Below are 23,616 nucleotides of genomic sequence, written 5' to 3' on the forward strand. Positions count from 1 at the left end.
TATTTGTAGTTTGATTTACCTGCCAAAATTAAAAGGCAATACATATCTTTTTTTACAAAAACATGCAAGAAACTAAAATATTGTGGGCCGATGATGAAATCGACTTACTAAAACCCCATATATTATTATTAAATGATAAAGGTTATAATGTAACAACCTTTACCAATGGAAATGATGCTTTAGAGGCTTTTGGAAAAAACCATTTTGATCTTGTTTTTCTTGATGAAAACATGCCAGGCATGAGTGGTATTGAAACGCTTTCGGCCATTAAAAATTTAAATCCCGATGTTCCGGTAGTATTGATTACCAAAAGTGAAGAGGAAAATCTGATGGAAGATGCCATTGGAAGTAAAATCGACGATTATTTAATTAAGCCGGTAAATCCAAAACAGGTTTTATTGACAATTAAAAAGCTGATTGATAACAAACGTTTGGTGAGTGAAAAAACATCCATGGCTTATCAGCAAGATTTTCGCCGCTTGGGCATGACCTTAGGCGATCGCTTGAGTTATGAAGAATGGATTGATGTTTACAAAAAAATAGTTTTCTGGGAATTAGAGCTTGAAAAGCTGGATGATCCACAAATGCATGAGATTTTAACCATGCAAAAACAGGAAGCCAATACCCAGTTTACTAAATTTATAGAAGAAAATTATCTGGACTGGATTAAAAATAAAGATACAGCACCATTATTATCTAATGAGTTGCTGAAGAAAAAAGCCTTTCCACATATTAATGATACCACACCAGTATTTTTCATTTTGATTGATAATTTACGTTACGATCAATGGAAAATTATCAACCCGTTAATTTCTGAATATTTTAGAATTGATGAGGAAGATATGTACACTAGTATTCTTCCAACGGCGACTCAATATGCTCGTAATGCGATATTCTCTGGCTTAATGCCTTTGGAAATGGAAAAACGCTTCCCTCAATTGTGGCAGAATGATGATGATGAAGGTGGTAAAAACATGCACGAGGAAGCTTTTCTTGCTGATAACATTAAACGTAACTTACGAAAAGATTGCAAATTCAGTTACAATAAGATTTTAACTTTTGAACAGGGTAAGGATTTGGTTGATCAAACCAATAACCTGCTGCAAAATGATTTCAATGCGATTGTTTTCAACTTTGTTGACATGTTAAGCCATGCCCGTACAGATATGCAAATGATCCGCGAACTGGCAAATGATGATGCGGCTTACCGTTCATTAACCTTATCGTGGTTTGAACACTCGCCACTATGGGATTTGTTAAAGAAAATTTCTCAGAAAAAAGTAAAAGTGGTTATTACAACCGATCATGGAACCATTCGGGTTAAAAAGCCAGTTAAGGTGATTGGTGATCGTGCGACCAATACCAATTTAAGGTATAAGCAAGGACGGAATTTAAATTTCAATGCGAAAGAAGTCTTTTTAATTAAAAACCCACATGATGCTTTGTTGCCGAAAATCAACATCAGCAGCAGTTATATTTTTGCCCGTGAGGATAGTTATTTCGTTTACCCAAATAACTACAACCAGTTTGTGAATTATTATAATGAAACCTTCCAGCATGGCGGGATTTCGTTAGAAGAGATGATTATTCCGGTAGTAACTTATTCACCAAGGTAACTACTACCGAAAGGGATTAAAAAGGCAAAAGCAATGCATTAATGTATTACTTTTGCCTTTATTTATGTAAAATGGAGATAGCAGTTAACGATTTATCGGCGTTGCCTAATGCTGCAGCACAGCTTCTGGCCTTTGCAGGAGAGGTGAAGATTTTTATTTTCGACGGTGATATGGGCGCTGGTAAAACAACCTTTATTAAAACGTTCTGTCAGGTTTTGGGGGTAGCTGATGTGGTATCCAGTCCAACTTATTCTATCGTTAATGAGTACGAAAGTGCTAAAGGTTCAGTGTACCATTTCGATTTTTACCGCATAAAAGACATTCAGGAAGCCTATGATTTAGGTTATGAAGAATATTTTTATGGCGGAGGGATCTGTTTAATTGAATGGCCTGAACGGGTAGCCGAATTATTGCCAGATCACCTGGTAAAAGTAGAAATTTCGATCGTTGATGAAAATCGAAGAGTATTCAATCTGAGCAGAGTATAATATTTGATTAACTCTTACAACTTTTTGCTATATTTAGTAAAAAAAGCAATATGAAAAATATCGCCTTAATAGTAATGTGCATTTGTTTTGGTTATAATGGATTTGCACAAAATTCGCAATGTGATTCTGTAAAGAAGAAAAATGATCAACTTACAGAAAGCATTAAAGCGGTGTCAAAGGAAAATGAATATTTTCGGAAATCCTTAAATATTCTGACACCAATTAAAAGTGTTGAGCAAGGTGGACTAACTTTTAACCTCACAAAATGTGAAGGTAATATAAAGGAGCAAACCATAACACTCACCTGTTTTATAATTAATCATAAAGCTAATAGTGAATTTCAATTCGAGAAAGCCAATTTGACAGATATTCAAGGCAATAATTTTTTAAGCTATGATTTTAAAATCGGAAATCAAGATGTTCGGAATATGCTATTTACTGACACGCCATTAGGGACTAAAATTACGTTCAAGAATGTTTTGCCTTCAACACAAATGATAAAGGTGATAGGTCTAAGCTATTATGGAACAGGATTATTTGAGAAAGGTACCTTCATTTTTAATGATATCGCTGTTGCATGGAAATAATGGTTTGATGCGTTCTTTACTTTTAAAAGCTAATATTTAGTACATTTTCCGTACCTTGAACAACCTAAAAACAAATATTTTTTTAAAGCAGGATGGCTACAGGAATACGCGAAGGCATGGCCGATATCGCTCGTCAGGGTTTATTGCAAACACAAGAAGCGACACTAGAAACCAGAAACAGGAAGAACAGCCTGAACATCGGGATACCCAAAGAAATTTCATTTCAGGAAAACAGAATTGCTTTAACTCCATTGTCGGTTGCCTTATTGGTTAACAATGGTCACCACGTCATTTTAGAAAGTGGTGCTGGTATTGCTGCAAATTTTTCTGATTCGGAATACGCTGAACAGGGGGCAAAAATTGTTTACGATAAAAAGGAAGTTTTTGATTCTGATATTATTGTAAAAATTGCACCACCAATGCTCGAGGAAATTGCAATGATGCACAAAGGGCAAACGTTGATTTCATCTTTGCAAACAGGTACATTAAAGCAGGATTACCTGAAAGCCCTGATGCAAAAAAAAATTAATGCTTTATGCTTTGAGAACCTGCGCGATGAAGGAAATGTATTAAGCGTAGTAAGGGCAATGAGCGAAATTGTAGGTTCTACCTCAATTTTAATTGCTGCTGAATATTTAAGCAATGTAACCGGCGGAAAAGGGTTGATGCTGGGTGGTTTCACTGGAGTGCCGCCAACAGAAATTGTGATTTTGGGCGCCGGGACGGTAGGAGAGTATGCGGCTAGAACAGCTTTGGCATTAGGTGCCGAAGTGAAGGTTTTTGATAGCTCTATTTATCGTTTACGCCGTTTGCAGAATAATTTAGGGAGCCGGGTTTTTACTTCGGTGATGCAACCTATTGTGCTTAACAAAGCCATTGTAACCTGCGATGTGGTGATTGGCGCCATTCGGGCCAGCCACGGGAGAAGTCCTTGCGTGGTGATGGAAGAAACAGTGGCACGGATGAAACCACATTCTGTTGTGATTGATGTAAGTATTGATCAGGGAGGGTGCTTTGAAACTTCAGAAGTAACGAATCATACCAACCCAACTTTCAGAAAATATGATGTGATTCATTATTGTGTGCCTAATATTGCATCCAGGGTTCCCCGTACGGCATCTTACGCACTTACTAATATTTTTGCACCCATCTTACTTGATATTGGCGAATTTGGTGGTTTAATGAACATGGTTTGGAATAATCCTGGGATCCGCGAGGCGCTTTATATGTATCAGGGCAATTGTACCAATAAGGACCTGGCCGATATGTTTAACCTGCCATTTAAAGATCTGGAATTATTGGTGGTTTCGAACCAGTAAGGGAGGTAAATGTGGGATGTAAGATGGAAATGTGGAATGGAATTTTACTGCCGAATGCATTAAACAGGTCTTTCAGAAATGTAAGATGGAAGATGTGGGATGGAACTTTGGACATTAACTAAAAACTATGAAAATCAAACTCTTCCTGTTTTTTATATCACTTTCTATTTGTGTTTCTGCTCAAACTAGTCGGGTACCAAAGCTAGTTGTAGTTAACTCTTACAACCAATATCTTGCCTCGGTAAAAACCAATCCGAACAATGAATTAGTGGAGATCAAAAAGGCTATTCCTAACATTACGCTGGATATTCGCTACGCCACAAAAAACAACTTCATGAAACAGGTGATGTACAAGCAGGCGAGGGCTTTTGCCAGGAAGCCAGTTGTGGAATCATTGAAGAAAATTCAGAAAGCGTTAAATAAAAAAGGCTATGGACTTAAAATTTTCGATGGTTATCGGCCCTATGCTACCACTGTTGAATTTTATAAAAAGGCAAGTGATAAAAATTTTGTGGCCAATCCGGCAAAAGGATCAAAACATAACAGGGGCTGTGCGGTAGATTTGACACTGATCAATCTAAAAACTGGAAAAGAAATTCCCATGCCCACACCTTATGATAGTTTCTCTGCTGCGGCCGCAGCGAATTATGAACCCGTAACCAACGAGGTGAGAAAAAACCGGAATTTCCTAATTGCTACCATGAAAAAATACGGCTTAAATGTACTTGAAAATGAATGGTGGCACTATGATTTCGTTGGTTGGCAGCGGTATAATATAATGGATATTCCTTTTGAGAAACTTTAGTTGGTTCAATAGTTCATTGGTCAGTGGTTCATTGGTTTGGGTGTTCAGAACTTTCGAAATCTATTTGAAGATGAATAATGGCATTATCAACTTACGAAATTTCAAAAGCCTGTGCGCTGAAGAATTTCGCAAGTTTATTTTAACTCCAAACTCACAATTCCCAACTCCGAACTAAAGATGATGTGGTCTTCCGAACTGGTCCTTTTTCACCTTCGCCTTATCATCCTTAACGGTTAAACGGAAAATATAGTCATAATCATCATCGGTTAACATTTCCATCGGTTTTTTACCACCGAAAGCCTCAATAATTTCCAGTATGGTATTGGAGTGGGCCGCTACGATAACCGTTTTGCCTGTATAATTTTTCTTTACCGAATCCACTAAAGATTTTGGGTCGCTGTAGTTGATCACTTTTGGGATAATCAGTGAATCTAATGTTTGATGCGTTCTTTTATAAGGTGTGCTAAAGGCAGCATCGAATTTTGTTTTCTTCAAAAACGTAGCCAGGTCGCCAGCCCTGATTCTGCCTTCATCTGATAATTCCGGGTCTTTATCTTCCGGATTGGTTTTGTCTTTTTCAGCATGCCTTACAATCCACACTTCTGTAGTTTGAGCTAGTGTAACTGTAGCCAATACGAAACTTAAAGAGAGCAGTAGAATAAGCTTTTTCATTTTATAAAGATTGAAAAATTTTTCGATTAAGAAGGTAAATCGAATCATAAAAAAGCCGGTATCGTTATTTGCGATACCGGCTATGTGTTTGGCTTAATAATTTAGTAGCCCGTGTTTTGCCAGCCAGTTTTGTTATTTACATTATCAATTTCTGCCTGAGGAACAGGATAAATACTTCTGAAAGGTGGAATACCCGGAAAAACAGTAGCCATTTGGTTTGTTCTTACCAAATCAAACCAACGGTCGGCTTCTAAAGCAAACTCAAGTCTTCTTTCTAGATAAATGGCATTTCTAAAATCACTTTGTGTAACTAAGGTTGCTGCGGTTTTGGTTGTTGCTGCAGCATTAGTTCGCACTGCATTCAGTGCGCTAAAAGCTTCTGCATTGCCGTAAGCAGTCTCATTCAATGCTTCTGCATACATCAATAAAACATCTGCGCAACGAATTACCGGAAAATCGCCACTTACTTCTGTAGAATTGGAAACCGGGCTGTTGAATTTTCCGGGGCGGGCGCCTGTTCCGGTTGGAGCAACCAATGCCCTGCGGTTATCTGCTGTTTCAAAAATGGCCTGCGGGATGGTGATTGTATTGGTATTGTTGTTATTCCGGTAACGATTATCCTGGTTTACAGCCTCTTTAACACCGCCATTTAAGTATAAAACGGCAAAGATAATATCTTTACTCGTTTTCAATCCACTTGGAAAAGTAGTAGTTTGTGGAACGAGCGATAAAACGCTTCCTGCATAAATGGCGGTTACAACTGGCTGTAACGTAGACGCAACCAGGTCATAACGTTTCTGGTATAAATAAACCTTCGCCAGCAAAGCTGATGCCGCATAACTGGTGGCCCGGCCGCGTTGCGCATCTGCCCAGGTGGTTGGAAGTTTTGCTGCTGCATCGGTTAAATCGGCTATAATTTGTTGATAAACCTGTGCTGATGTAGCCCTTGTGTTTGCCCTGGCCTCATCCGTTTTTTGAACGGTTAACACCAAAGGAACATTTCCCCATAAACGGGTCAGGTTAAAATAACTTAAAGCACGAATGAATTTAGCTTGTCCGATAATCTGATTTTTCGTTGCATCCGACATATTGATCCCGGGTGCACGGTCCAGCACAATGTTGGTTCGGTAAATTGCTTTATAATGTCCTTGCCATGTACCAGAAAGGATATTGTTTGCAGATGTTTCGGAAAACACTTCTATGGAGTTACGTACACCTGCGCCAGAACCCGGGTCGTTATCGGTGAGGTTATCTCCACGGATTTCTCCTAAAGTAAGCAGGTTATTTCCATATAAACTATCGGTTTGAAGCGCATCGTAGCAACTTACTAAACCACCTTGTAAACCTTTTTCATCTACATAGAATGTGTTTTCTGTGTAGGAATCCAATGGTTTTAAATCTAAAAACTTTTTGCAGGATGTAGCAGATATGATTAAGCCACAAGCAATGATGGGTATGATATATTTTTTCATCTGATAAAGATCTTTTATAACGTAATGTTTAAACCGATTGATGTTGTTTTCGCTGTTGGATAAACGCCATAATCTTCTCCGTTAGTAGTGGCATCTGTCCTGTTGGTTACTTCAGGGTTATAGCCAGTGTATTTGGTGAAAGTGAAAGGATTCTGCATGGAAACATATAACCTCACTTTAGTTAATGAAATCTTTTTAATCCACTCGGTAGGGAAGGTATATCCTAAAGCAATATTGCGGATACGAAGGTAAGAACCATCTTCAACGTGCCAGGTAGAGGTGGTACCATTACTGCCTTTTGCAACACGGTTTGCCCTAACATCTTGTCCGCTGCCCGGATTGCTTTCAGAAACCCATCTATCCAGTGAGCTCACCATGTTATTCATATTTCCCTCTTTATTTGCGAAATACCTTCTCGATAAGTTTAAGATTTTATTGCCATAAACACCTTGCATAGCCACGTTTAAGTCGAAGCTTTTATATTCTGCGGAAGTAGCAAAACCATAAGTAAACTTTGGTAAGTAATTGCCTACAATTTCACGGTCTTTAGTTAAATCAATAACTCCATCTCCATCAACGTCTTTAAATTTAAAGTCGCCAGGTTTAGCGGTATTTAAGTCGTAATTTCCCTGGGTATCAGTATAATGCGGATAGGCGTTTACTTCTGCCTGGTTTTTGAAAACCCCAAGTACAACTGGCAGGTAATAAGAACCAATCGGCTCGCCAACCCTGGTTAAAAAATAAGCGTTTGCAACCGAACCCGTTCTAATAATATCTGCATTTCCAGGACCTAACTCCACTACCTTGTTTTTGTTTTTGGAGAAGTTTGCACTTGCAGTCCACTTCACCCCACCAAATTGTTGCTGTGTACCCAGGTTGATATCTATTCCGCGGTTATTTACTTTACCAATATTTTTCAATTCTGTAGAAAAACCAGTGGTTAATGGAACAGGAACGTTTAATAATAAATCGGTTGTATTGCTGTTATAAGCATCGATGGATAAGGTTAGTTTATTATTAAAAAAGGCTGCGTCGAAACCAACGTTTAACTGCGCTGTTTTTTCCCAGCTTAAATCATTATTGGGTTGTGCAAATGGTGCTGCGCCATTGATTACGCCTGGTGTTCCGCCACCGAATACGTAGCCATAGTTCGTCATTGCACCCTGAGACAAGTAGTTCGGAATATTAAAGTTACCGGTTAAACCATAACTGGCCCTGATTTTTAAATCAGAAATGGCTTTAACATTTTTTAGGAATTCTTCTTCAGACAATCTCCAGCCTACAGATGTTGAGGGAAAATAACCCCATTTGTTGTTCGTGCCAAATCTGGATGAACCATCAGCCCTAACCGAACCTGTAAATAAGTATTTTCCTTTATAGCTGTATTGCAGTCTGGCAATTCCGGAAGCCAAAGACCATTGTTGTCTGGTTGAGGTTCCATTAGTAACTAAACCTGCGCTTAAGTATTCAATCTGATCACTGATAAACCCTCGGGTTGCAGCAGCATAATTGCCGCTCAAATCATTTTTCTGATTAGACCAGCCCAGTAATGCAGTGATGTTATGGTCGCCAAGTGTTTTGGTATAATTTAAAGTGTGTTCCAGGAGCCAATTACTTTCTTTTATCGTTCTGGAACTTGCCTGTGCATCTGATAATGGGTTGCCAGCAGTGTTTGATAAAGGAATAACAGATGGTCGGAAGGTATCCTCAGTGCTGTTCACCATGTCTATTCCCAGCTGAATTTTATATCGTAAATCTTTAAAAATTTCTGCTTCTACAAAAGCATTACCCGTTAACCTGTTCGAGCCAAAATCATCTTTCTGAAGCATCGCCAGGGCAACCGGGTTCCAGGCTTGTGTTTCACCATTTCCGGTAATGACCGATCCATTTGGCAAAGTAGTTCCTTGCCCGGGGCTCCAGGAATTCTGCGCAAAGCTGTAACCGCCGTCGGCATTATATACAGGCCAAAGTGGTGCGTAATGTAAAGCCGATGCAACGATGCCGCCTGTATTTAAGCCATTGGTGTTTGAAGCGTTATAAGCGCCATTTGCATTCAGTCTTTTTTCTTTAATTACTGAAGGCGTAATATTTACACCATATTTAAATATTCCTTTGTTTCCTTCCAGATTTAACCTTCCGCTGTAACGTTTAAAGCCGCTGTTCAGAATAATCCCGTCCTGATTAAAATATTCCATGGAAGCATAATATTTCATTTTTTCGCTACCGCCGGAAGCTGAAACAGAATGGTTCTCAATTTTTGCAGTTCTGAAAATCTCATCTTGCCAATCTGTATTGGTTAAGCCTTGCTGGCCTTGCAAATAGGGCAAAATTTCTGTTGGGATAACGGCGCTGCTATTGTTACTGGAGTTCACCAGGCGCTGTGCGTTGCTGTCATTAATGTTATAGCCGATGGTTGGTGCACCTGTTGCAGCATTTCTGCGATTAATGGCATCCATCGCGTCAGCATAAGTATTATTTCTGGCATCCAGTGTCATTTGGGCATATTGATAAGCATCCATCATATCAATTTTGTGTGCCAGGCTTTGCCAACCCGTATAGGTATTTGCGCTGATCGTTGCTGTGCCGCTTTTACCTTGTTTTGTGGTGATTAAAACCACCCCATTTGATCCTCTCGAACCATAAATGGCTGCGGAAGAGGCATCTTTCAATACCTCGATTGATGCAATATCATTCGTGTTAAGTGTATTGATGTTGTCATTCGAAATGGGCACGCCATCAATCACGTATAAAGGGTTTGATCCGGCTGTGATGGTTCCTACACCCCGCACTTTAATGGATAGCGGACTCCCCGGAGAACCGGATCCTTGCGAAACCTGTACCCCGGCCATTTTTCCAACCATTGCTTCGGCTGCGTTATTTATGGGTTGGTTTTCTAAGTCTGAAGCTTTGATACTGGCAATTGCCGTTGTTACGTCTTTCTTCCGCTGACTTCCGTAACCAACTACAACCACGTCGGTTAGTGAGGATGCTTCCGGATTAAGCTGAATTAAAAGTGTTGCCTGCTCTCCGGCTTTAAGCAAATAGTTCTGAATCGTTTTAGTAGTGTAGCCGATAAAAGAAGCGCTTATGGTGTAAGGAACACCTGCGGTTAAACCTGTAATCTGGAATTTTCCCTCTGGGTTTACCATAATTCCTTTCTTTTCGTTGGTTTTTGTGTTGAGTAAAAGGATGGAAGCACCAAGCAGGGGTTGCCCGGTTTCATCTTTTACAATTCCGGTAATCTCAGATGTTTGAGCCCAGGCAGTTGCTGTGACTGATAAGATCAGCAGGCAACAGAAGAGGTGTTTTGTAAATTTTCTAAGCATAGTATAACAAATTAATTAAGGGTTTAGCGGCAATGGTTTTTCTTCAAGAATGAAGTTATTAAGGTGTCTGTTGGGTTTCTTTTTGGATCAGATATCCTGTTGCAGTCTTAGTTAGCGTTAGTTCATTGAGTTCGGTAAGTTCTTTAAGTATTTGATGTGGTGATTGTTTGGCGTGTACGCTTCCGGTAAATGATATTTCCTGAAGATCTTGTGGATTGTAGTTAATTTTTACCTCAAAATGCTGTGCTAATTTTTCCAAAACGGTTGCTAAAGGCACCTGATTAAAACTTAATTCGGCAATTATTTTTTCCTGATGCAACAATAGGTGAGGATTGATCACTTTCAACTTATTATCAATTCGGTTGTAAACCAGTTCGTTCCCGGGAACTAAAATTTTACTGAATGATTTCAGGGTTGTAGAATCGATGTTTTTTACCCAAATTTTTCCAGTATGGAGTACAACGCTAAACAGCTTACTTTCTTTGCCTGCAGTAATGGTAAATGATGTACCTAAAGCGGTGGTAGAAATGCTATTGGCGTATACGATAAAAGGATGTTTTTTATCTTTAGAAACCTTAAAAAAGCTTTTACCCTGAAGATAGACTTCACGTTTGCGCTGAACAAAGGGTATAGCATATCTTAATTCACCACCCGGATAAATCTTCACCGTTGATAGATCGGGAAGGGTGATCAATTGGTTTTCTTCCGTGTAGTTTACAATTGATTTCCAGTTAATTTCTGTGGGAAGTTTTGCAACCTGATTCGTCCGTTTAACAGTCTGATGACCTAAATGGTGTTGATTAAAAAAGATCAGACCTGCAGTAACTATTATGGTAATAATTGCTGCTACTGCTGAAATGCGTAACCAAAGAGCCTTCGTGTTTTTCGGTATGGTTTGCGATTTAATGTTTTCGAATAAGGCATCGCTTTCTTCGATGATTAAGTCAGCGTCTTGAAGATCATCCCATTCATCTCTGGTTAACAGGTGATCAGGAAGATCTTCGATTTCTTCTAAATAAGTGGCCACCAGAAGCTTTTCTTCGGGCGTACATTTATTTTGAAAGTATCGGTTAAGTAGCTCTTCAGAAACACGCATATAAACCAATACGAATGAAAATGAAGAAAGCCCGTAATCAGTTTAAAATATTTTTTCTGATTGGATGATTACATTAGCAAAAGGAGTAAAAATAGCGGGAAGTAAAGGTAGCCGAGTTGTTTAATGGCTAAAGAGATGTGTTTTTCTACCGTTCTTGGAGAGATGGAAAGTTTCTCCGCAATTTCTTTGTAGGAGTATCCATGAAGGCGGTTTAAAACAAAAACCTGTTTCCGGGTTGGTGGCAGGCAATCCAATACTACTTCGAGTTGCTGTTTGTTATCATACGACTGTGCAACATTCTGTATGGATTCAACACGCTCGGCATGATAGATTTTAAGGTTCTTCTCATCATTGGCCGCTTTCTTAAAATAATCTAACAGCGTTGTTTTGGCAATTTTAAAAAGTTGAATGTCTAGTGTAAAATCTTCCGTGAGGGTATGTTTAAATCGCCATAATTTGATGAAAGCCATTTGAGTCAGCTCTTCTGCCTGATCCTGGCAAAGCGTTTTCTTAAAAAAGTAGGCATAGACTTTCTTATGGTATAGTCTAAAAACTATTTCGAACGATAGGTGATTTCCTTGTTTGATCTCTTGGATATAGTTTGACACCACGCCTCAAAGCTATTTGGTTAATGTTAGCTTAAAATAAATATAGTGTTATTTTATCGAATGCTTAACATTAAAGAGCGGTAGAGCCTCATCGTTTTGATAGTGACTGAATCAGAGAAGTAATATGATTTTCTTCGTGCCAGCTACTTAAGACGATCCTGTTAATGGGATCACTATCTTTTGTTGGATAAGGAAAGGATGAAATGAGGATGTTTTCTTTAAGCAAGTATTGATCAATACTTGAATTTTCAATTAAAAATGCCGGAAAGCCTGGTGCGAATTTCCATTCACCATCCAAATTTCTTTTTAACAAGTCAATATTTTTTTGAAGCTTAGACCATTGATCTTTATAAATATTTTCGGCATGGATAAAAGCATGAAGTCCTGCGGCGGCGGGTGGTGAAGCGCCAACAAACATATTGGTGCTTTTCAATGCTGAGATGATTTTTTGTGATCCTAACACCAGGCCTGCATCTACACCCAAAGCCTTAGCCATGGAAGCAACCACTATACAGGAAATGTTTTCTTTTTTAGGCAACGCAGATAGCGCGCTTAAGCCCTGATTATTTACACCAATGCCGTGAGAATCATCAATGATAAGGGTGATATTTTTATCAATCTCAATATCGGTCAGGAAATTAAAATCATAGATTTCGGGCATCAGGTTGTTCATCGAATTGCTAATCAGCACCCAGTTTTTTTCTGCTGATGTATTAATTTGATCAATGATGTTATTTTTCCAGGACGTGAAAGTGCCGGAAACAGCTGGCGGATCATTGATCCAAAGAGAAGTATGAGTATTTGGGGCATACACTACACAACCGAAATTAGCCAGGTATTTTACGGTTAGCTGGGCGGCCAGGTATCCACTTGAAGTAATGAGCGCATCTTCAGCATGGTAACGCGCTGCCGCTGATTTTTCTGCCTCATTGTAGATACCCAGTTGAATATTATTACTCCGGCTGGTACCATTATTTAAACCAAATTTTTTAATTCCATCAATATAGAAATCCTGAAATCCCTGATGCTGCGGAATCCCTAAATAAGCCGTGCCTCCGAAATACAAATAGCTTTTTCCATTGATGGTTGTTTCGCTCGAAAAAGGTTGAGTGATCGATTGGAATTGCTGATTCATTGCTTAATTATAATTTCTTCCAAGCGCATCATTGGCGGCTTTTATAATTGATTTATCCGAATTATCATCATGATAGAATTCCCAGAACATGATTCCATTGGCTTTTTCTTTTGCAAGCGTAGCTTTTCTTTTGGTGGTTACGGTTCCATTGTAAAAGTATTCAACCCCGTTTATGGTGGCATAATCCAGGCTGATGTCGCTGTTCGCTGCTACAAATTCACGATAGGCTTTACTTGCATTCGATGCGTTTTTGCCATAAGCAGGAATCCCCAAAACGGCCTTTTCTTTCGGCATTCCACGGGTTCCAAGCCAGTAATTTAAACTCGCAACGGCCATATTGTAAGAAGCATGCTGAATGGGTTGCTCTTTGTCCCAACCGATTCCATCATAAACCATAATATTAAAGAAATCAACGAGTGGAAAAACTTCAGACTTTAAACCATCGCGAATGCTACCTGAATAAACACCAGGGGTAATGGCAGCGCTTAAAAATTTACGGTGCTGATGTAAAGAATCTGATAGTTCCTTTACCAGCAATAAATAAGTTTCTGCAGATCCATCTGCTGTGCTTGGATATTCCCAATCCAGATCAACTCCATCAAGGTTATTTGTCCGGGCAAATGACAAAACGTTCCTTACAAAAAGATTTCTCGCCGATGCTGATGCTGCCATGGTTACGAAAATACTTCTTGTTCCTGAAATGGAAATGCCGGTTTTAACACCATTTGTCCGGGCCTTTTGCATCACAGTTGCAAACCTTCCGGGCTGCTCCAGTGGAGCTAAAGATCCATCCGGATTCGGATTTAAAAAAGCATAAAACAGGTGGGTAATCATTTTATATTTGGCATCAGCCACGCCCGCCGGATCGCGGTAGCTCGGGAAATAAGAAACTATCTTGAAGCTATTGTCTGAAACATAAGGTAGCGCAGGTGTAACATCAGGTACGCCATCGCTTTTTTTACAGGATGATATGGCCAGCAATGCAAAAGCGCAAATCAAAAGGGATAATTTTCTCATAGGTTTGAGTTGAATTTAATGGTGTAACAATCGACTGGATATGCTAAAACTCATCGTGGATATAAGTCATTATTCTAACCATTTCTGCCCTTACTTCTGCTGTTTGGTTGATAAAGTTATTATTCATGAAAGAATAAATATAAGTTTTACCTTTTTTGGTTAACACATAACCACTTTGATTATGTACGCCACCAAGCGATCCGGTTTTGCCATAAATAAAAGGTTGATCTGTTTTCGGATAAGCATTTTTTAATGTTCCGGTTTTACCTCCTGCAGGTAACATATCAAAAAGCTTTTCTCTGTTGTTTACCAGTTTATATATCGAATCGAGCAGGTAAATATTATCTCTTGGGGTGAATAAATTCTGGCGCGACAAACCTGAGCCATCTGCCCATTTCACTTTATCGGGCAAGAACGACAGGTAGTTTTTGGTGATGTACTGAATCGCTTTTATCGTACTTAAAGTATCTCCAATTTGATTGGAACACACCAGGAGCAGGTGTTCAGCAATAAAATTATCGCTTGGCAACATCATATGTTTTAAAACGGAATCGCGCCGGGCTCCAGGCAATGTCTTTGCATCAGCTGGGATTTTCATTTTTACAATCCCAACGGATTTATGCAAAGTATCGGTTAATACCTCAACGGTGGTTTGCATACTGGTTTTGTAAGGGTTTTGTTGATTATAGCCCGGTTTCACTGCCACTGCCGGGTAGCGGAAGTGATTGATTAAAAAATCTCTCGTTACCTGAAAATTGCCGGTAGTTTTAGTAGAATCAACGTCAAAGCAAGGTGCAAAAACTTTGGGTTCTATGTTGATTTTATTCGCGCCAGCATAGGTCGAAGTCACCATGTTATCCATAATGGGCATTTCGGTAATTTCCGGCTGATAATAATAATCGTAATCATCCCAGCTCCAGCCATCACCAAAAAAAGATCCGGAATAGCGATCTGGGGCAAAAAAGAGTTTTTTATTGGTGGCCTGTAGAAAATTATAGGCCGATTTATCTTTTATGGCAAACTGTAAAAAAGAAGGATCTCCCGTTCCCCAGAAAATTAAAGAATCATTTCGTTCTACGTACTTCAAAGCAGGCATCAACTCCGGTAACATTTTTAAACTCGCATAAAAAGTATAAAGTTTGGTGTTTGATGCAGGTGTAAAATACTTGTCGGCATCTTTTTGAAAGATCATTTTTTTCTCTTCCATATTATACAAAGCAAAACCAACCTGATACTGCTTAATTACAAGCGAATTTTTGAATTCTTTAGCTACTTTTTTTGCAATGATATGGTCTGTAGAACAGCTCGTTAAGGCTGATGCGAAGAGGAATGACGCGGTAAGAAAAGAATAGTAAACTTTATTGTGAAACATCGTGCTCAATTAGAAATTGATAATTGCCAACTAATTTATTAAATTTAATTTAATGTTAGCCAAATATAGCTGTGTAACCTTTTCGGTGTTTTGCAAAGTAATGATTTGCATGGCTATCTTTTTGCCTCTTTTAAATGTTTATGCACAGGATTTTGCTTTCTCCGGCAACAGAACAAAGCAATCTATTCCGTTTAAATGCATTAAAAACCTCATCGTTATTCCATTGTTCGTAAATGGCAAAGGGCCTTACGATTTTGTGTTAGATACTGGCGTTGGACCATTAATTATTACGGAACCCTCCATTATAGATTCGCTCAATTTCAGTTCCATGCGCAAAATCAAATTATCGGGTTTGGGTGTAGAAAATGTTGATGCTTATGTCTCACAGAATGTAAGTGCGCAGCTAGGAAGTGCGAAGATCAAGTACATCCCCACAGCGGTTTTGAAAGAAGGTCTTTTTAATTTATCAGGTCACCTGGGGATTAAAATTTTCGGATTAGTTGGTTTCGATTTTTTCAATAGTTTCATTGTAGACATCAGGTACAGTAGTAATCACCTCATTTTTCATGATCTAAAGCGTAAGGTGAAATACCGTGGGAGTAAAGTTCCGATCATAATCGAAAAAAATAAACCTTATATCGCCACAGAAGTAGTTATTAATGATACGGTAAGGGTGAAAACACGCTTGCTAATTGATACTGGTGCAAGCCATGCCTTATCGATGGATATGTTGGATGGCGGTGCATTCCCTGCTCCAAACCTCAAAATTAAAGCAAATTTAGGCATGAGTTTAAGCGGACAGATAAAAGGCCACGTTGGAAGGATTTCTAAATTTTACATTGGCAAATATGTGTTCGACAATGTCGTGGCCGGATTTCCAAATTTTGAATCGATTTCAAAGAAGATCGACCTCACCAATCGGAACGGAAATTTAGGAGGAGAAATTCTGCGTAAATTCGATGTTCAGTTCAATTATCAGGAAGGTTTTTTATACCTCAAACCCAACTCAAACAGCAGGAAAGCTTTCCAGCATGATATGCTTGGTATGGTGGTTTACCTGGAGCAAAATGAATTTAAAAGAGTATTAATTGGCGAAATTGACGAAGACTCGCCAGCAGAAAGAGCAGGTTTTTGTCCGCAGGATGAGATTATTGCAATTGATTTTAAATCGATTGATTCCTATACATTGAATGACATTAGTGAGCTGTTTAAATCGTGGCCAAACAGAACACTTATCTTCGAAATCTATCGCGATAAGCATGTTTTCTTTAAACTTGTACGGCTGGAAAAAAGAATCTGATTCCGCCAGTAATTTTCTAGTTACACGAACATTTTGAAGTAACAAGCCTCTAACTTCGGACTCTATAATACTTATCAATTCATCAATGAAGAAACAACTTGGCGTACTTGCATTTGCAGGTATGATTGCGCTTGGTTTGGCAGGATCAAATTCAGCATATGCGCAGAAGAAAAACAAAAAGGGAACAACTACCCCAACTACTCCGGCAACAGCCACACCCGCAACGGCAAAAAAAGAAGGAATTAAACCATTTTCTGAAGTAATTACGGCCAAAGCCAGAACCACCAATGGCTTATTTAAAACCCATAAGGTAGATGATAAATGGTATTTCGAAATCCCAGATAGTTTAGTAAACCGCGAAATGCTGGTAGTTACCCGTTTGGCGAAAGCACCGGTAGGTGTAAAGGTGGGCAACCAGCAATATGGTGGTGAAGAACTCAATCAACAGGTTTGGAAATGGGAGCGGAGAGGGAAGCAGGTTTACATTCGAGTACCAAGCTATGCAACTAAAGCAGATCCCCAAAGTGATATGTATGAATCTGTTAAAAACTCCAATCTTGATCAGATTTTGGCTGGTTTCGACATTAAAGCCTACAATAAAGATACCACAGGTGTGGTGATCGATGTGACCGATTTTTATAATGGCGACATCATGGCGATTGGTGCCACAGATCAAATCCGCAAGGCTTACAAAGTAACTGTATATGATGCAACGCGTTCTTACATCGATACGGTTAAAACTTTTCCAATCAATATTGAGGTTAAAACAGCGAAAACTTACAAGGCGGCAGAATCGCCAACAGACAACAGCAATGCTGCGGTGACTTTCGAATTCAACACTTCGATGCTTTTATTGCCAAAAACTCCGGTTAAGGCAAGGATTATGGATAGCCGGGTAGGTTTCTTCGGTCAATCGCAGTTGGATTATGGAACAGATGCTCAAAAAGCAGAACGTACGGCATACATTCACCGCTGGAATTTGGTTCCAAAAGATACCGCGGCATACTTGAGAGGTGAACTGGTTGAACCCGTAAAACCAATAATCATTTACATCGATCCGGCAACGCCGAAAAAATGGGTACCTTATCTTATTCAGGGAATTAACGATTGGCAGGCTGGTTTTGAAGCCGCGGGTTTCAAAAATGCCATTATTGGTAAACAAGCGCCAACTCCCCAGGAAGATCCGCAGTTTAGTGTAGAAGATTCGAGGTATTCGGTAGTGCGTTATTTCGCTTCGGATATTGCCAATGCTTATGGCCCGCATGTAAGCGATCCACGTACCGGACAAATTTTGGAAACGCATATCGGCTGGTACCACAACGTGATGAATTTGTTGCGCAACTGGTATTTCGTTCAAACAGCTGCCATCAATCCTGAAGTGCGTAAAGCCAAGTTTACGGATGCGCAAATGGGAGAATTAATTCGTTTTGTGTCTTCACATGAAATTGGCCATACCTTAGGTTTGCCACACAATTTTGGATCGAGTTATGCTTATCCGGTAGATTCATTGCGTTCTAAATCTTTCACCGATAAACACGGAACGGCACCATCTATTATGGATTATGCCCGTTTTAACTATATCGCCCAACCAGGTGATGGTGTAACTAAACTGCACCCACAAATTGGCGAATATGATAAATGGTCAATTAAATGGGGATATTCATGGCTTCCGGGAAATAAAACTGCTGAGCAGGAAAAAGAAATTCTAAATCAATGGGTGTTGAAAAATGCAGGTAATCCATTGTATTTTTATGGTCGCCAGGGAACAAGCTTAGATCCGCGTTTACAGAGTGAAGATTTAGGCGATAATGCCATGAAAGCAAGTATGTATGGTATTGCTAATCTAAAACGCATTCTCCCAAATGTAGAGAAATGGACATACCAGAAAGGCAAGGATTACAGCGATTTAAAAGAAATTTATACAGAAATTATAGGTCAGTTTAATCGCTACATGGGCCATGTAACCACGAATGTTGGTGGCTTAAGTGAAAACTTTAAAACTTATGATCAGGCAGGACCGGTTTACGCTTATCTGCCAAAAGCTAAACAAAAAGAGGCAATTACTTTTTTCAATCAGCAATTGTTTACCACCCCGCTGTGGTTAATCAGCAATGATCAGTTAAACAAATTTGATAACGGCGCTTTGTTAAACCGTATTAAAGCCGTTCAAACCAACACCCTGGGCAACTTGTTAGCCGCGCCGCGTCTTGCCCGTTTATTGGATAACGAAACCAAAAACGGCCCTGCAAAGGCTTACACTTTACCGCAGATGTTTACTGATTTAAGGGTTTCGGTTTTTGCTGCAGGCAGAGCAGATGCATTTAAACGCAATTTACAACGCGCTTATGTAGATCGTTTGGAAAATCTAATGACGAAAGAGTCTGAACTTCCGGTTGGATTCCCGGTTGATTATGCCGCGAGCTATGGTTTAACCCCCGTTAATGTTGCATTATCAGACATCAGACCATTGGTTAGAGCAGAGTTAAAAACGTTGTTGGCAACCACCAAAGCAAGATCGGCTGCAGGTGATGCCATTACAAAAGCACATTATGAAGATTTAAATATCAGAATCAAAGATATTTTAGACCCGAAGAAATAAAGTAATAAAAAGATTGAAGGAGAGAATGATAAATTTGGATAGGCGTATAACAAATCATTCTATCATTTACTAATTCAATTATTCTTTCATTCCCTAATTCTCTCATAAAAAACACGGAGCAGATCATTAAATTGATCGCTCCATTTTTTTGCACAAACTTGTTGTATAATTATTGATGGGTTAATTTGATATTTAAAGCAATCACTAATTTTATGGAAAATTAAATTCCATGTTTAAAAAATTACCCACCATCGTTGTTTTGTTTTTTTATGTGTTGCCTGGCTTTGCACAAAATGCTGATTCCATCGGTGTAGTAAAAACCAAATGGCAGAAAACCAGAATTGCCCGTGAGGTAAAACTTTTTCGCCATCATTTTAACAACAATAACCTTTTCGCAGCAAACGAAAATATTTCTTTTATAGAAGTAAAAAATTCAGGAAGAAAAGCAGTTTTTGCGCTTGGGGCTGAGGAGAAGGAATTATTAACAACGAGCGATTTTGGTAGAAGAGATACGGCAATAGTTGCATTGAACGGCAATTTCTTCGACGTAAAAAACGGTGGTTCAGTTGATTTCGTTCGGGTGAATGGTAAAATCATCAATACCAATCAACTTGGTAAAAATAATGATCGTGCAAAACATCAAAAATCGGCTATAGTTATTGAAAAAGGAAAAATTGCCATTAAAACATGGGATGGTACCGCAGATTGGGAAACAAAACTCACCGAAGGAAATGTTTTGCTTAATGGTCCGTTATTAATTTATAATGGTCAGAATGAAGATTTGGATACCACCTCTTTTACCCAGCTTCGCCATCCAAGAACTTGTTTAGGGATTAAAGCAAATGGTAGGGTAATTTTGTTAACTGTTGATGGGAGAAATGAAAATTCTGCTGGTATGAGTTTACCGGAGTTGACAAAGTTGATGAAATGGCTGGGTTGTACAAGCGCCATTAACTTTGATGGTGGCGGATCAACCACCTTGTGGATTGATGGAATGCCAGATCACGGTGTGATCAATTATCCTACAGATAATAAAAAATGGGACCATGAAGGGCAGCGTAAAATAGCAAATGTGGTGCTGGTTAAAAAGAAATAATTATTTTAGCGCTAATGATTAAAAATATTTTAAGACTTTTCTTTGTCGTTTTGATGCTTTCGGCTTGCAATTCGAGGTCGAAAAAGAATGACGCAACCTTAAGAGATTTCAGCTTTGCGCCGGTAAAGGGCATTCGGTATGAGGAGGTGAAGCGTCGTTTTAGTGATAATTTATCTTTCAATAAGGATGGTTTTATGCAGGAGCCTTCATGGATTATTGAGGTGGCTGCTGAAGACACGATGATGGCCTGGAGCCCTCAAAAGCAGATGATGCAAAAATTTTATTTGCAGTATGATCATGGAAATGTGTACAACTTCGCCGAGGAATTTTTTAAAGTTAAACACATTAGCAAAGATAGTCTGGTTTTCCAACGGATTCAGGTAGATGGGAAAGTGATTGCCGACGATATTCGTTCGGATGTAAACATGACGTTTTATGCGCAGGCCTATATTAAAAATAAGTTAAAAACTACTGCATCTGTTTTACAGAAGCCTACAAAGGCAGATACTTTATTTATCAAAAAACGATCTGATGAAGTTAACCGGATGGGCACGGATGCTTTTGCAGCCAGGGTCCCTGTACAATTTATTCCGAAGAGCAAAATTGTAAAAGTAGAAAAGTTTAGCACGGTAGATAAGCTGCAAAAAAGAACAGCCGCTTACGATTATATGTTTCCCAGGTATAGGATTGAAATTCAGCGGGCGTATAAGGATTTTGCATATGAATGTTTAGCTGTTGTAGATTATACAGGAGCCATTAGAATTTTGACTGTAAATGGGGTACTGCCAGAGGCCGTAGAAGGTAAAAAGAGGATGATGCAGGGAGTGGCAGATATTTACGTTAGAAACCTTTTTAATGTTATCCCCGGAACCACGCTCGGAATTCCGCATAATAGTGAAATCACAGTGATGATTGTTGGGAAGGCAATTAAAAGCCCTTAGTAATCTGATGTTTACAAAATTTTAACGTTAAAAAAATGTTAAAATTTATTTTGATTTTAAAAATTAAAACTTACCTTGCAGACTTAATTTTAATATTTAATACAATGCAAGAAGGCACAGTAAAATTCTTCAATGTAACTAAAGGTTTTGGCTTTATCGTACCTGCTAACGGCGATAGCGAAATTTTTGTTCATTCAACAGGTCTTATCGACGAAATCCGTGAAAACGACAAAGTACAGTACGAAGTTGCTAACGGTAAAAAAGGCTTAAATGCCGTTAATGTGAAAGTAATTTAATTTATTATCATATTTACAAAGGGGCCTCGATCACAATCGGGGCTTTTTTTATTCCAAAAATTTTTGAATTTTCATTTGATCACCAAAACAATCACTTGCAGAGTTTTACTTATGACGAATTATTTTATTGTACCTGGATTGGGTAATTCCGGCCCAGATCATTGGCAAACACATTTCGAAAATTCAGGCGACAATTTTGTCAGAATTAATCAAATGGATTGGGATACGCCAGCCAGTGCTGATTGGGTTAAAAACATTGATGAGGCACTTTCTGGTTATGATTTATCTACTGTGGTTTTGATTGGCCATAGTTTAGGCTGTACGGCAATTGCCAATTGGGCCAAACAGACTCAAAAAATAATTAAAGGGGCATTATTGGTTGCGCCAAGTGATTTAGAAGCACCCAGATATGATTTCCCAACCGTTGGTTTTGATCATGTTCCGTTAAATAAAATCAACTTCAAAACCACTGTAGTGGCCAGTACAAATGATGAATGGGTAAGCATGGAAAGGGCTATGTTTTTTGCCAGGAACTGGGGAAGCGAGTTGATTAATATCGGAGATGCAGGTCATATTAATGCTGATTCCGGGTATGGCAAATGGCCAGTGGGCCTGGAGATTTTGAAAAGCTTGGGGTGAATAAGTCATCGGATGAATATCGGCAGCATGTATATATTCATCCGATGACGATCACTTATGAGCAGCCTTGTTTCTCAATAAACTATCCAGAAACACCAACCCAATCACTAAATCAACAAACAAAAATCCATAGATGGCTGCCGGGTTGATGAGTTTGTTCCAGTCAAAGTTGAGGTTTAGTCTCATACTAAAATTTAAGAATTCGAGATTGGAATGGTAAAGAACATAGCCAAATAAGGCCATAAGAGCGGTGACAAAAAAGCCACCGATGGCATAGATAATATTGGTATTTACCTTCGTTTTCAGGGCTATCGGCGCCGGTTCTAATTCGATACTCTCCATCACATTTCTGGTGAAAGACATAGAAGGCTCCTCGAATTCTATTTCATTAAAAGCAAGATTAAGGTTTAATAATTCTTCATATTGAAATTTGATTTCAGCACTTGTATCAATCTTCTCCTGAATGATTTTAGCTTGGGTCGCATCTAAATTTCCATCTATGTAATCCCAAAGTTGTTGTTCTATTGTATTCATAATAGCTCCTTTACTTCATCCTTTAACAAATATTGTAATTTTTCTTTTAACCGCTGTCTGGCGCGGTGCAATTTTACTTTTATAGTGTTTGGGGCCATACCAAGAGTTACACCAATTTCCTCCAAGCTTTGTTCTCCCTGGTAAAAAAGGGTGATAATTGCTGCATCGTCTGTAGCCAGTTGTGTAATGGCTTCGTTTAAAAACTTATAACTATCTATTTTTTCATATCCGTTGGCCATAAAACCTGAGGTATGGTTTTCCAGTTGTAAGAAAGTTTCATCATCATTAATTGACAATGTATCCAGGCGTTTTTTTCTTAGAAAAGTCATGGCTGTGGTGTAGGTAATGGTATATAGCCAGGTACTAAATTTCGAAGTTTGCTTAAAAGTGCCGAGTGCTTTATAAGCTTTTATAAAACAATCTTGCGCAATCTCTTCTGCATCTTCTCTGTTTTTTGCGAAACGAAGGGCAAGCGTAAATACAAATCGCTGATGGCGTTTAACCAACAAGGAATACTGATCGGTTTGCCCGTTCAATATCATTGCAATCAGTATTAAATCTGTGTTGGTTTGCTCCATGTTTAGCTATAAGACTACAGTTGCGGGATGGAGGTTACAGCATTTTTAAAAAGTTGCAGGTTACGAGTTAACGGTTACCAGTTTGAGTGATAATCATAACCCTTTAACATGTAACTCGCA

Annotated in this window: 21 protein-coding genes; 11 read left to right on the top strand and 10 right to left on the bottom strand. The window is 38.9% G+C overall.

Features of this window, described 5'->3' with window-relative positions; translation table 11 throughout:
- The first annotated feature begins 62 nt into the window (after window positions 1-62).
- The 5 genes from ACN1CD_RS01840 to ACN1CD_RS01860 all read left to right on the top strand — a co-directional run bounded on the left by ACN1CD_RS01840 (window position 63) and on the right by ACN1CD_RS01860 (window position 4,815).
- Entirely contained in the window at window positions 63-1,616 is a 1,554-nt protein-coding gene (locus ACN1CD_RS01840) for a PglZ domain-containing protein (RefSeq protein ID WP_419128543.1), read from the top strand.
- Window positions 1,617-1,687: 71 nt separating this feature from the next.
- Window positions 1,688-2,104 carry a tRNA (adenosine(37)-N6)-threonylcarbamoyltransferase complex ATPase subunit type 1 TsaE gene (gene tsaE / locus ACN1CD_RS01845; protein WP_419128544.1) on the top strand — a complete coding sequence of 139 codons (417 nt, stop codon included), beginning with the start codon at window positions 1,688-1,690 and terminating at the stop codon, window positions 2,102-2,104.
- Between the two features lie 50 nt (window positions 2,105-2,154).
- Complete coding sequence (locus ACN1CD_RS01850; RefSeq protein ID WP_419128545.1) at window positions 2,155-2,691, top strand: hypothetical protein; 537 nt, start codon at window positions 2,155-2,157, stop codon at window positions 2,689-2,691.
- A 92-nt stretch (window positions 2,692-2,783) separates the two neighbouring features.
- Window positions 2,784-4,010 carry an alanine dehydrogenase gene (locus ACN1CD_RS01855; RefSeq protein WP_320463879.1) on the top strand — a complete coding sequence of 409 codons (1,227 nt, stop codon included), beginning with the start codon at window positions 2,784-2,786 and terminating at the stop codon, window positions 4,008-4,010.
- 127 nt (window positions 4,011-4,137) lie between these two features.
- A complete protein-coding gene (locus ACN1CD_RS01860; protein ID WP_419128546.1) occupies window positions 4,138-4,815 on the top strand; it encodes a M15 family metallopeptidase in 678 nt (225 codons plus the stop codon).
- Between the two features lie 171 nt (window positions 4,816-4,986).
- Here the strand turns inward: ACN1CD_RS01860 and ACN1CD_RS01865 are convergent, their stop codons facing one another.
- The 8 genes from ACN1CD_RS01865 to ACN1CD_RS01900 form a co-directional block, all read right to left on the bottom strand.
- Window positions 4,987-5,487, bottom strand: a complete 501-nt coding sequence (locus ACN1CD_RS01865; protein ID WP_419128547.1) for a SixA phosphatase family protein — start codon at window positions 5,485-5,487, stop codon at window positions 4,987-4,989.
- 101 nt (window positions 5,488-5,588) lie between these two features.
- Window positions 5,589-6,959 (bottom strand): RagB/SusD family nutrient uptake outer membrane protein, encoded by a 1,371-nt coding sequence (locus ACN1CD_RS01870; RefSeq protein ID WP_419128549.1) that lies wholly within the window; start codon window positions 6,957-6,959, stop codon window positions 5,589-5,591.
- A gap of 14 nt (window positions 6,960-6,973) precedes the next feature.
- Window positions 6,974-10,285, bottom strand: a complete 3,312-nt coding sequence (locus ACN1CD_RS01875) for a SusC/RagA family TonB-linked outer membrane protein (RefSeq protein WP_419128550.1) — start codon at window positions 10,283-10,285, stop codon at window positions 6,974-6,976.
- Window positions 10,286-10,343: 58 nt separating this feature from the next.
- Complete coding sequence (locus ACN1CD_RS01880; protein ID WP_419128551.1) at window positions 10,344-11,381, bottom strand: FecR family protein; 1,038 nt, start codon at window positions 11,379-11,381, stop codon at window positions 10,344-10,346.
- Between the two features lie 68 nt (window positions 11,382-11,449).
- Window positions 11,450-11,989, bottom strand: a complete 540-nt coding sequence (locus ACN1CD_RS01885) for an RNA polymerase sigma factor (RefSeq protein ID WP_419128552.1) — start codon at window positions 11,987-11,989, stop codon at window positions 11,450-11,452.
- 88 nt (window positions 11,990-12,077) lie between these two features.
- Window positions 12,078-13,124, bottom strand: coding sequence for an aminotransferase class I/II-fold pyridoxal phosphate-dependent enzyme (locus ACN1CD_RS01890; RefSeq protein ID WP_419128553.1), 1,047 nt, complete (start codon window positions 13,122-13,124; stop codon window positions 12,078-12,080).
- 3 nt (window positions 13,125-13,127) lie between these two features.
- A complete protein-coding gene (locus ACN1CD_RS01895; protein WP_419128554.1) occupies window positions 13,128-14,141 on the bottom strand; it encodes a glycosyl hydrolase family 18 protein in 1,014 nt (337 codons plus the stop codon).
- A gap of 43 nt (window positions 14,142-14,184) precedes the next feature.
- A complete protein-coding gene (locus tag ACN1CD_RS01900; RefSeq protein ID WP_419128555.1) occupies window positions 14,185-15,513 on the bottom strand; it encodes a D-alanyl-D-alanine carboxypeptidase in 1,329 nt (442 codons plus the stop codon).
- Between the two features lie 52 nt (window positions 15,514-15,565).
- Here ACN1CD_RS01900 and ACN1CD_RS01905 point away from each other — a divergent pair, with 52 nt between their 5' ends.
- The 6 genes from ACN1CD_RS01905 to ACN1CD_RS01930 all read left to right on the top strand — a co-directional run bounded on the left by ACN1CD_RS01905 (window position 15,566) and on the right by ACN1CD_RS01930 (window position 22,384).
- On the top strand, window positions 15,566-16,813 hold the full coding sequence (locus ACN1CD_RS01905; protein ID WP_419128556.1) for an aspartyl protease family protein: 1,248 nt from the start codon (window positions 15,566-15,568) through the stop codon (window positions 16,811-16,813).
- An 85-nt stretch (window positions 16,814-16,898) separates the two neighbouring features.
- Window positions 16,899-19,412 carry a zinc-dependent metalloprotease gene (locus ACN1CD_RS01910; protein WP_419128558.1) on the top strand — a complete coding sequence of 838 codons (2,514 nt, stop codon included), beginning with the start codon at window positions 16,899-16,901 and terminating at the stop codon, window positions 19,410-19,412.
- 229 nt (window positions 19,413-19,641) lie between these two features.
- On the top strand, window positions 19,642-20,508 hold the full coding sequence (locus ACN1CD_RS01915) for a phosphodiester glycosidase family protein (protein WP_419128559.1): 867 nt from the start codon (window positions 19,642-19,644) through the stop codon (window positions 20,506-20,508).
- A 14-nt stretch (window positions 20,509-20,522) separates the two neighbouring features.
- The gene (locus ACN1CD_RS01920; RefSeq protein WP_419128560.1) at window positions 20,523-21,449 is read left to right on the top strand and encodes a hypothetical protein; all 927 of its coding nucleotides are present in this window, start codon (window positions 20,523-20,525) and stop codon (window positions 21,447-21,449) included.
- A 104-nt stretch (window positions 21,450-21,553) separates the two neighbouring features.
- Window positions 21,554-21,745 (top strand): cold-shock protein, encoded by a 192-nt coding sequence (locus ACN1CD_RS01925; protein WP_025141747.1) that lies wholly within the window; start codon window positions 21,554-21,556, stop codon window positions 21,743-21,745.
- A 111-nt stretch (window positions 21,746-21,856) separates the two neighbouring features.
- Window positions 21,857-22,384: an RBBP9/YdeN family alpha/beta hydrolase gene (locus ACN1CD_RS01930; RefSeq protein WP_419128561.1), complete on the top strand. Its 528-nt coding sequence runs from the start codon at window positions 21,857-21,859 to the stop codon at window positions 22,382-22,384.
- A gap of 51 nt (window positions 22,385-22,435) precedes the next feature.
- Here the strand turns inward: ACN1CD_RS01930 and ACN1CD_RS01935 are convergent, their stop codons facing one another.
- Entirely contained in the window at window positions 22,436-22,918 is a 483-nt protein-coding gene (locus ACN1CD_RS01935; protein WP_419128562.1) for a hypothetical protein, read from the bottom strand.
- A complete protein-coding gene (locus ACN1CD_RS01940) occupies window positions 22,915-23,496 on the bottom strand; it encodes an RNA polymerase sigma factor (protein ID WP_419128563.1) in 582 nt (193 codons plus the stop codon). Before ACN1CD_RS01940 ends, ACN1CD_RS01935 begins: the two co-directional genes overlap by 4 nt.
- Window positions 23,497-23,616 lie beyond the last annotated feature (120 nt).

Source organism: Pedobacter sp. N23S346, assembly GCF_048515415.1.
GTDB lineage: Bacteria > Bacteroidota > Bacteroidia > Sphingobacteriales > Sphingobacteriaceae > Pedobacter.

Coding starts and splice junctions, on each gene's coding strand:
- ACN1CD_RS01850 (WP_419128545.1), top strand. CDS start 2,155: ATGAAAAATATCGCCTTAATAGTAATGTGCATTTGTTTTGGTTATAAT.
- ACN1CD_RS01925 (WP_025141747.1), top strand. CDS start 21,554: ATGCAAGAAGGCACAGTAAAATTCTTCAATGTAACTAAAGGTTTTGGC.
- ACN1CD_RS01900 (WP_419128555.1), bottom strand. CDS start 15,513: ATGTTTCACAATAAAGTTTACTATTCTTTTCTTACCGCGTCATTCCTC.
- ACN1CD_RS01880 (WP_419128551.1), bottom strand. CDS start 11,381: ATGCGTGTTTCTGAAGAGCTACTTAACCGATACTTTCAAAATAAATGT.
- ACN1CD_RS01915 (WP_419128559.1), top strand. CDS start 19,642: ATGTTTAAAAAATTACCCACCATCGTTGTTTTGTTTTTTTATGTGTTG.
- ACN1CD_RS01940 (WP_419128563.1), bottom strand. CDS start 23,496: ATGGAGCAAACCAACACAGATTTAATACTGATTGCAATGATATTGAAC.
- ACN1CD_RS01855 (WP_320463879.1), top strand. CDS start 2,784: ATGGCTACAGGAATACGCGAAGGCATGGCCGATATCGCTCGTCAGGGT.
- ACN1CD_RS01910 (WP_419128558.1), top strand. CDS start 16,899: ATGAAGAAACAACTTGGCGTACTTGCATTTGCAGGTATGATTGCGCTT.
- ACN1CD_RS01905 (WP_419128556.1), top strand. CDS start 15,566: ATGTTAGCCAAATATAGCTGTGTAACCTTTTCGGTGTTTTGCAAAGTA.
- ACN1CD_RS01865 (WP_419128547.1), bottom strand. CDS start 5,487: ATGAAAAAGCTTATTCTACTGCTCTCTTTAAGTTTCGTATTGGCTACA.
- ACN1CD_RS01895 (WP_419128554.1), bottom strand. CDS start 14,141: ATGAGAAAATTATCCCTTTTGATTTGCGCTTTTGCATTGCTGGCCATA.
- ACN1CD_RS01930 (WP_419128561.1), top strand. CDS start 21,857: ATGACGAATTATTTTATTGTACCTGGATTGGGTAATTCCGGCCCAGAT.
- ACN1CD_RS01890 (WP_419128553.1), bottom strand. CDS start 13,124: ATGAATCAGCAATTCCAATCGATCACTCAACCTTTTTCGAGCGAAACA.
- ACN1CD_RS01870 (WP_419128549.1), bottom strand. CDS start 6,959: ATGAAAAAATATATCATACCCATCATTGCTTGTGGCTTAATCATATCT.
- ACN1CD_RS01840 (WP_419128543.1), top strand. CDS start 63: ATGCAAGAAACTAAAATATTGTGGGCCGATGATGAAATCGACTTACTA.
- ACN1CD_RS01860 (WP_419128546.1), top strand. CDS start 4,138: ATGAAAATCAAACTCTTCCTGTTTTTTATATCACTTTCTATTTGTGTT.
- ACN1CD_RS01920 (WP_419128560.1), top strand. CDS start 20,523: ATGATTAAAAATATTTTAAGACTTTTCTTTGTCGTTTTGATGCTTTCG.
- tsaE (WP_419128544.1), top strand. CDS start 1,688: ATGGAGATAGCAGTTAACGATTTATCGGCGTTGCCTAATGCTGCAGCA.
- ACN1CD_RS01875 (WP_419128550.1), bottom strand. CDS start 10,285: ATGCTTAGAAAATTTACAAAACACCTCTTCTGTTGCCTGCTGATCTTA.
- ACN1CD_RS01935 (WP_419128562.1), bottom strand. CDS start 22,918: ATGAATACAATAGAACAACAACTTTGGGATTACATAGATGGAAATTTA.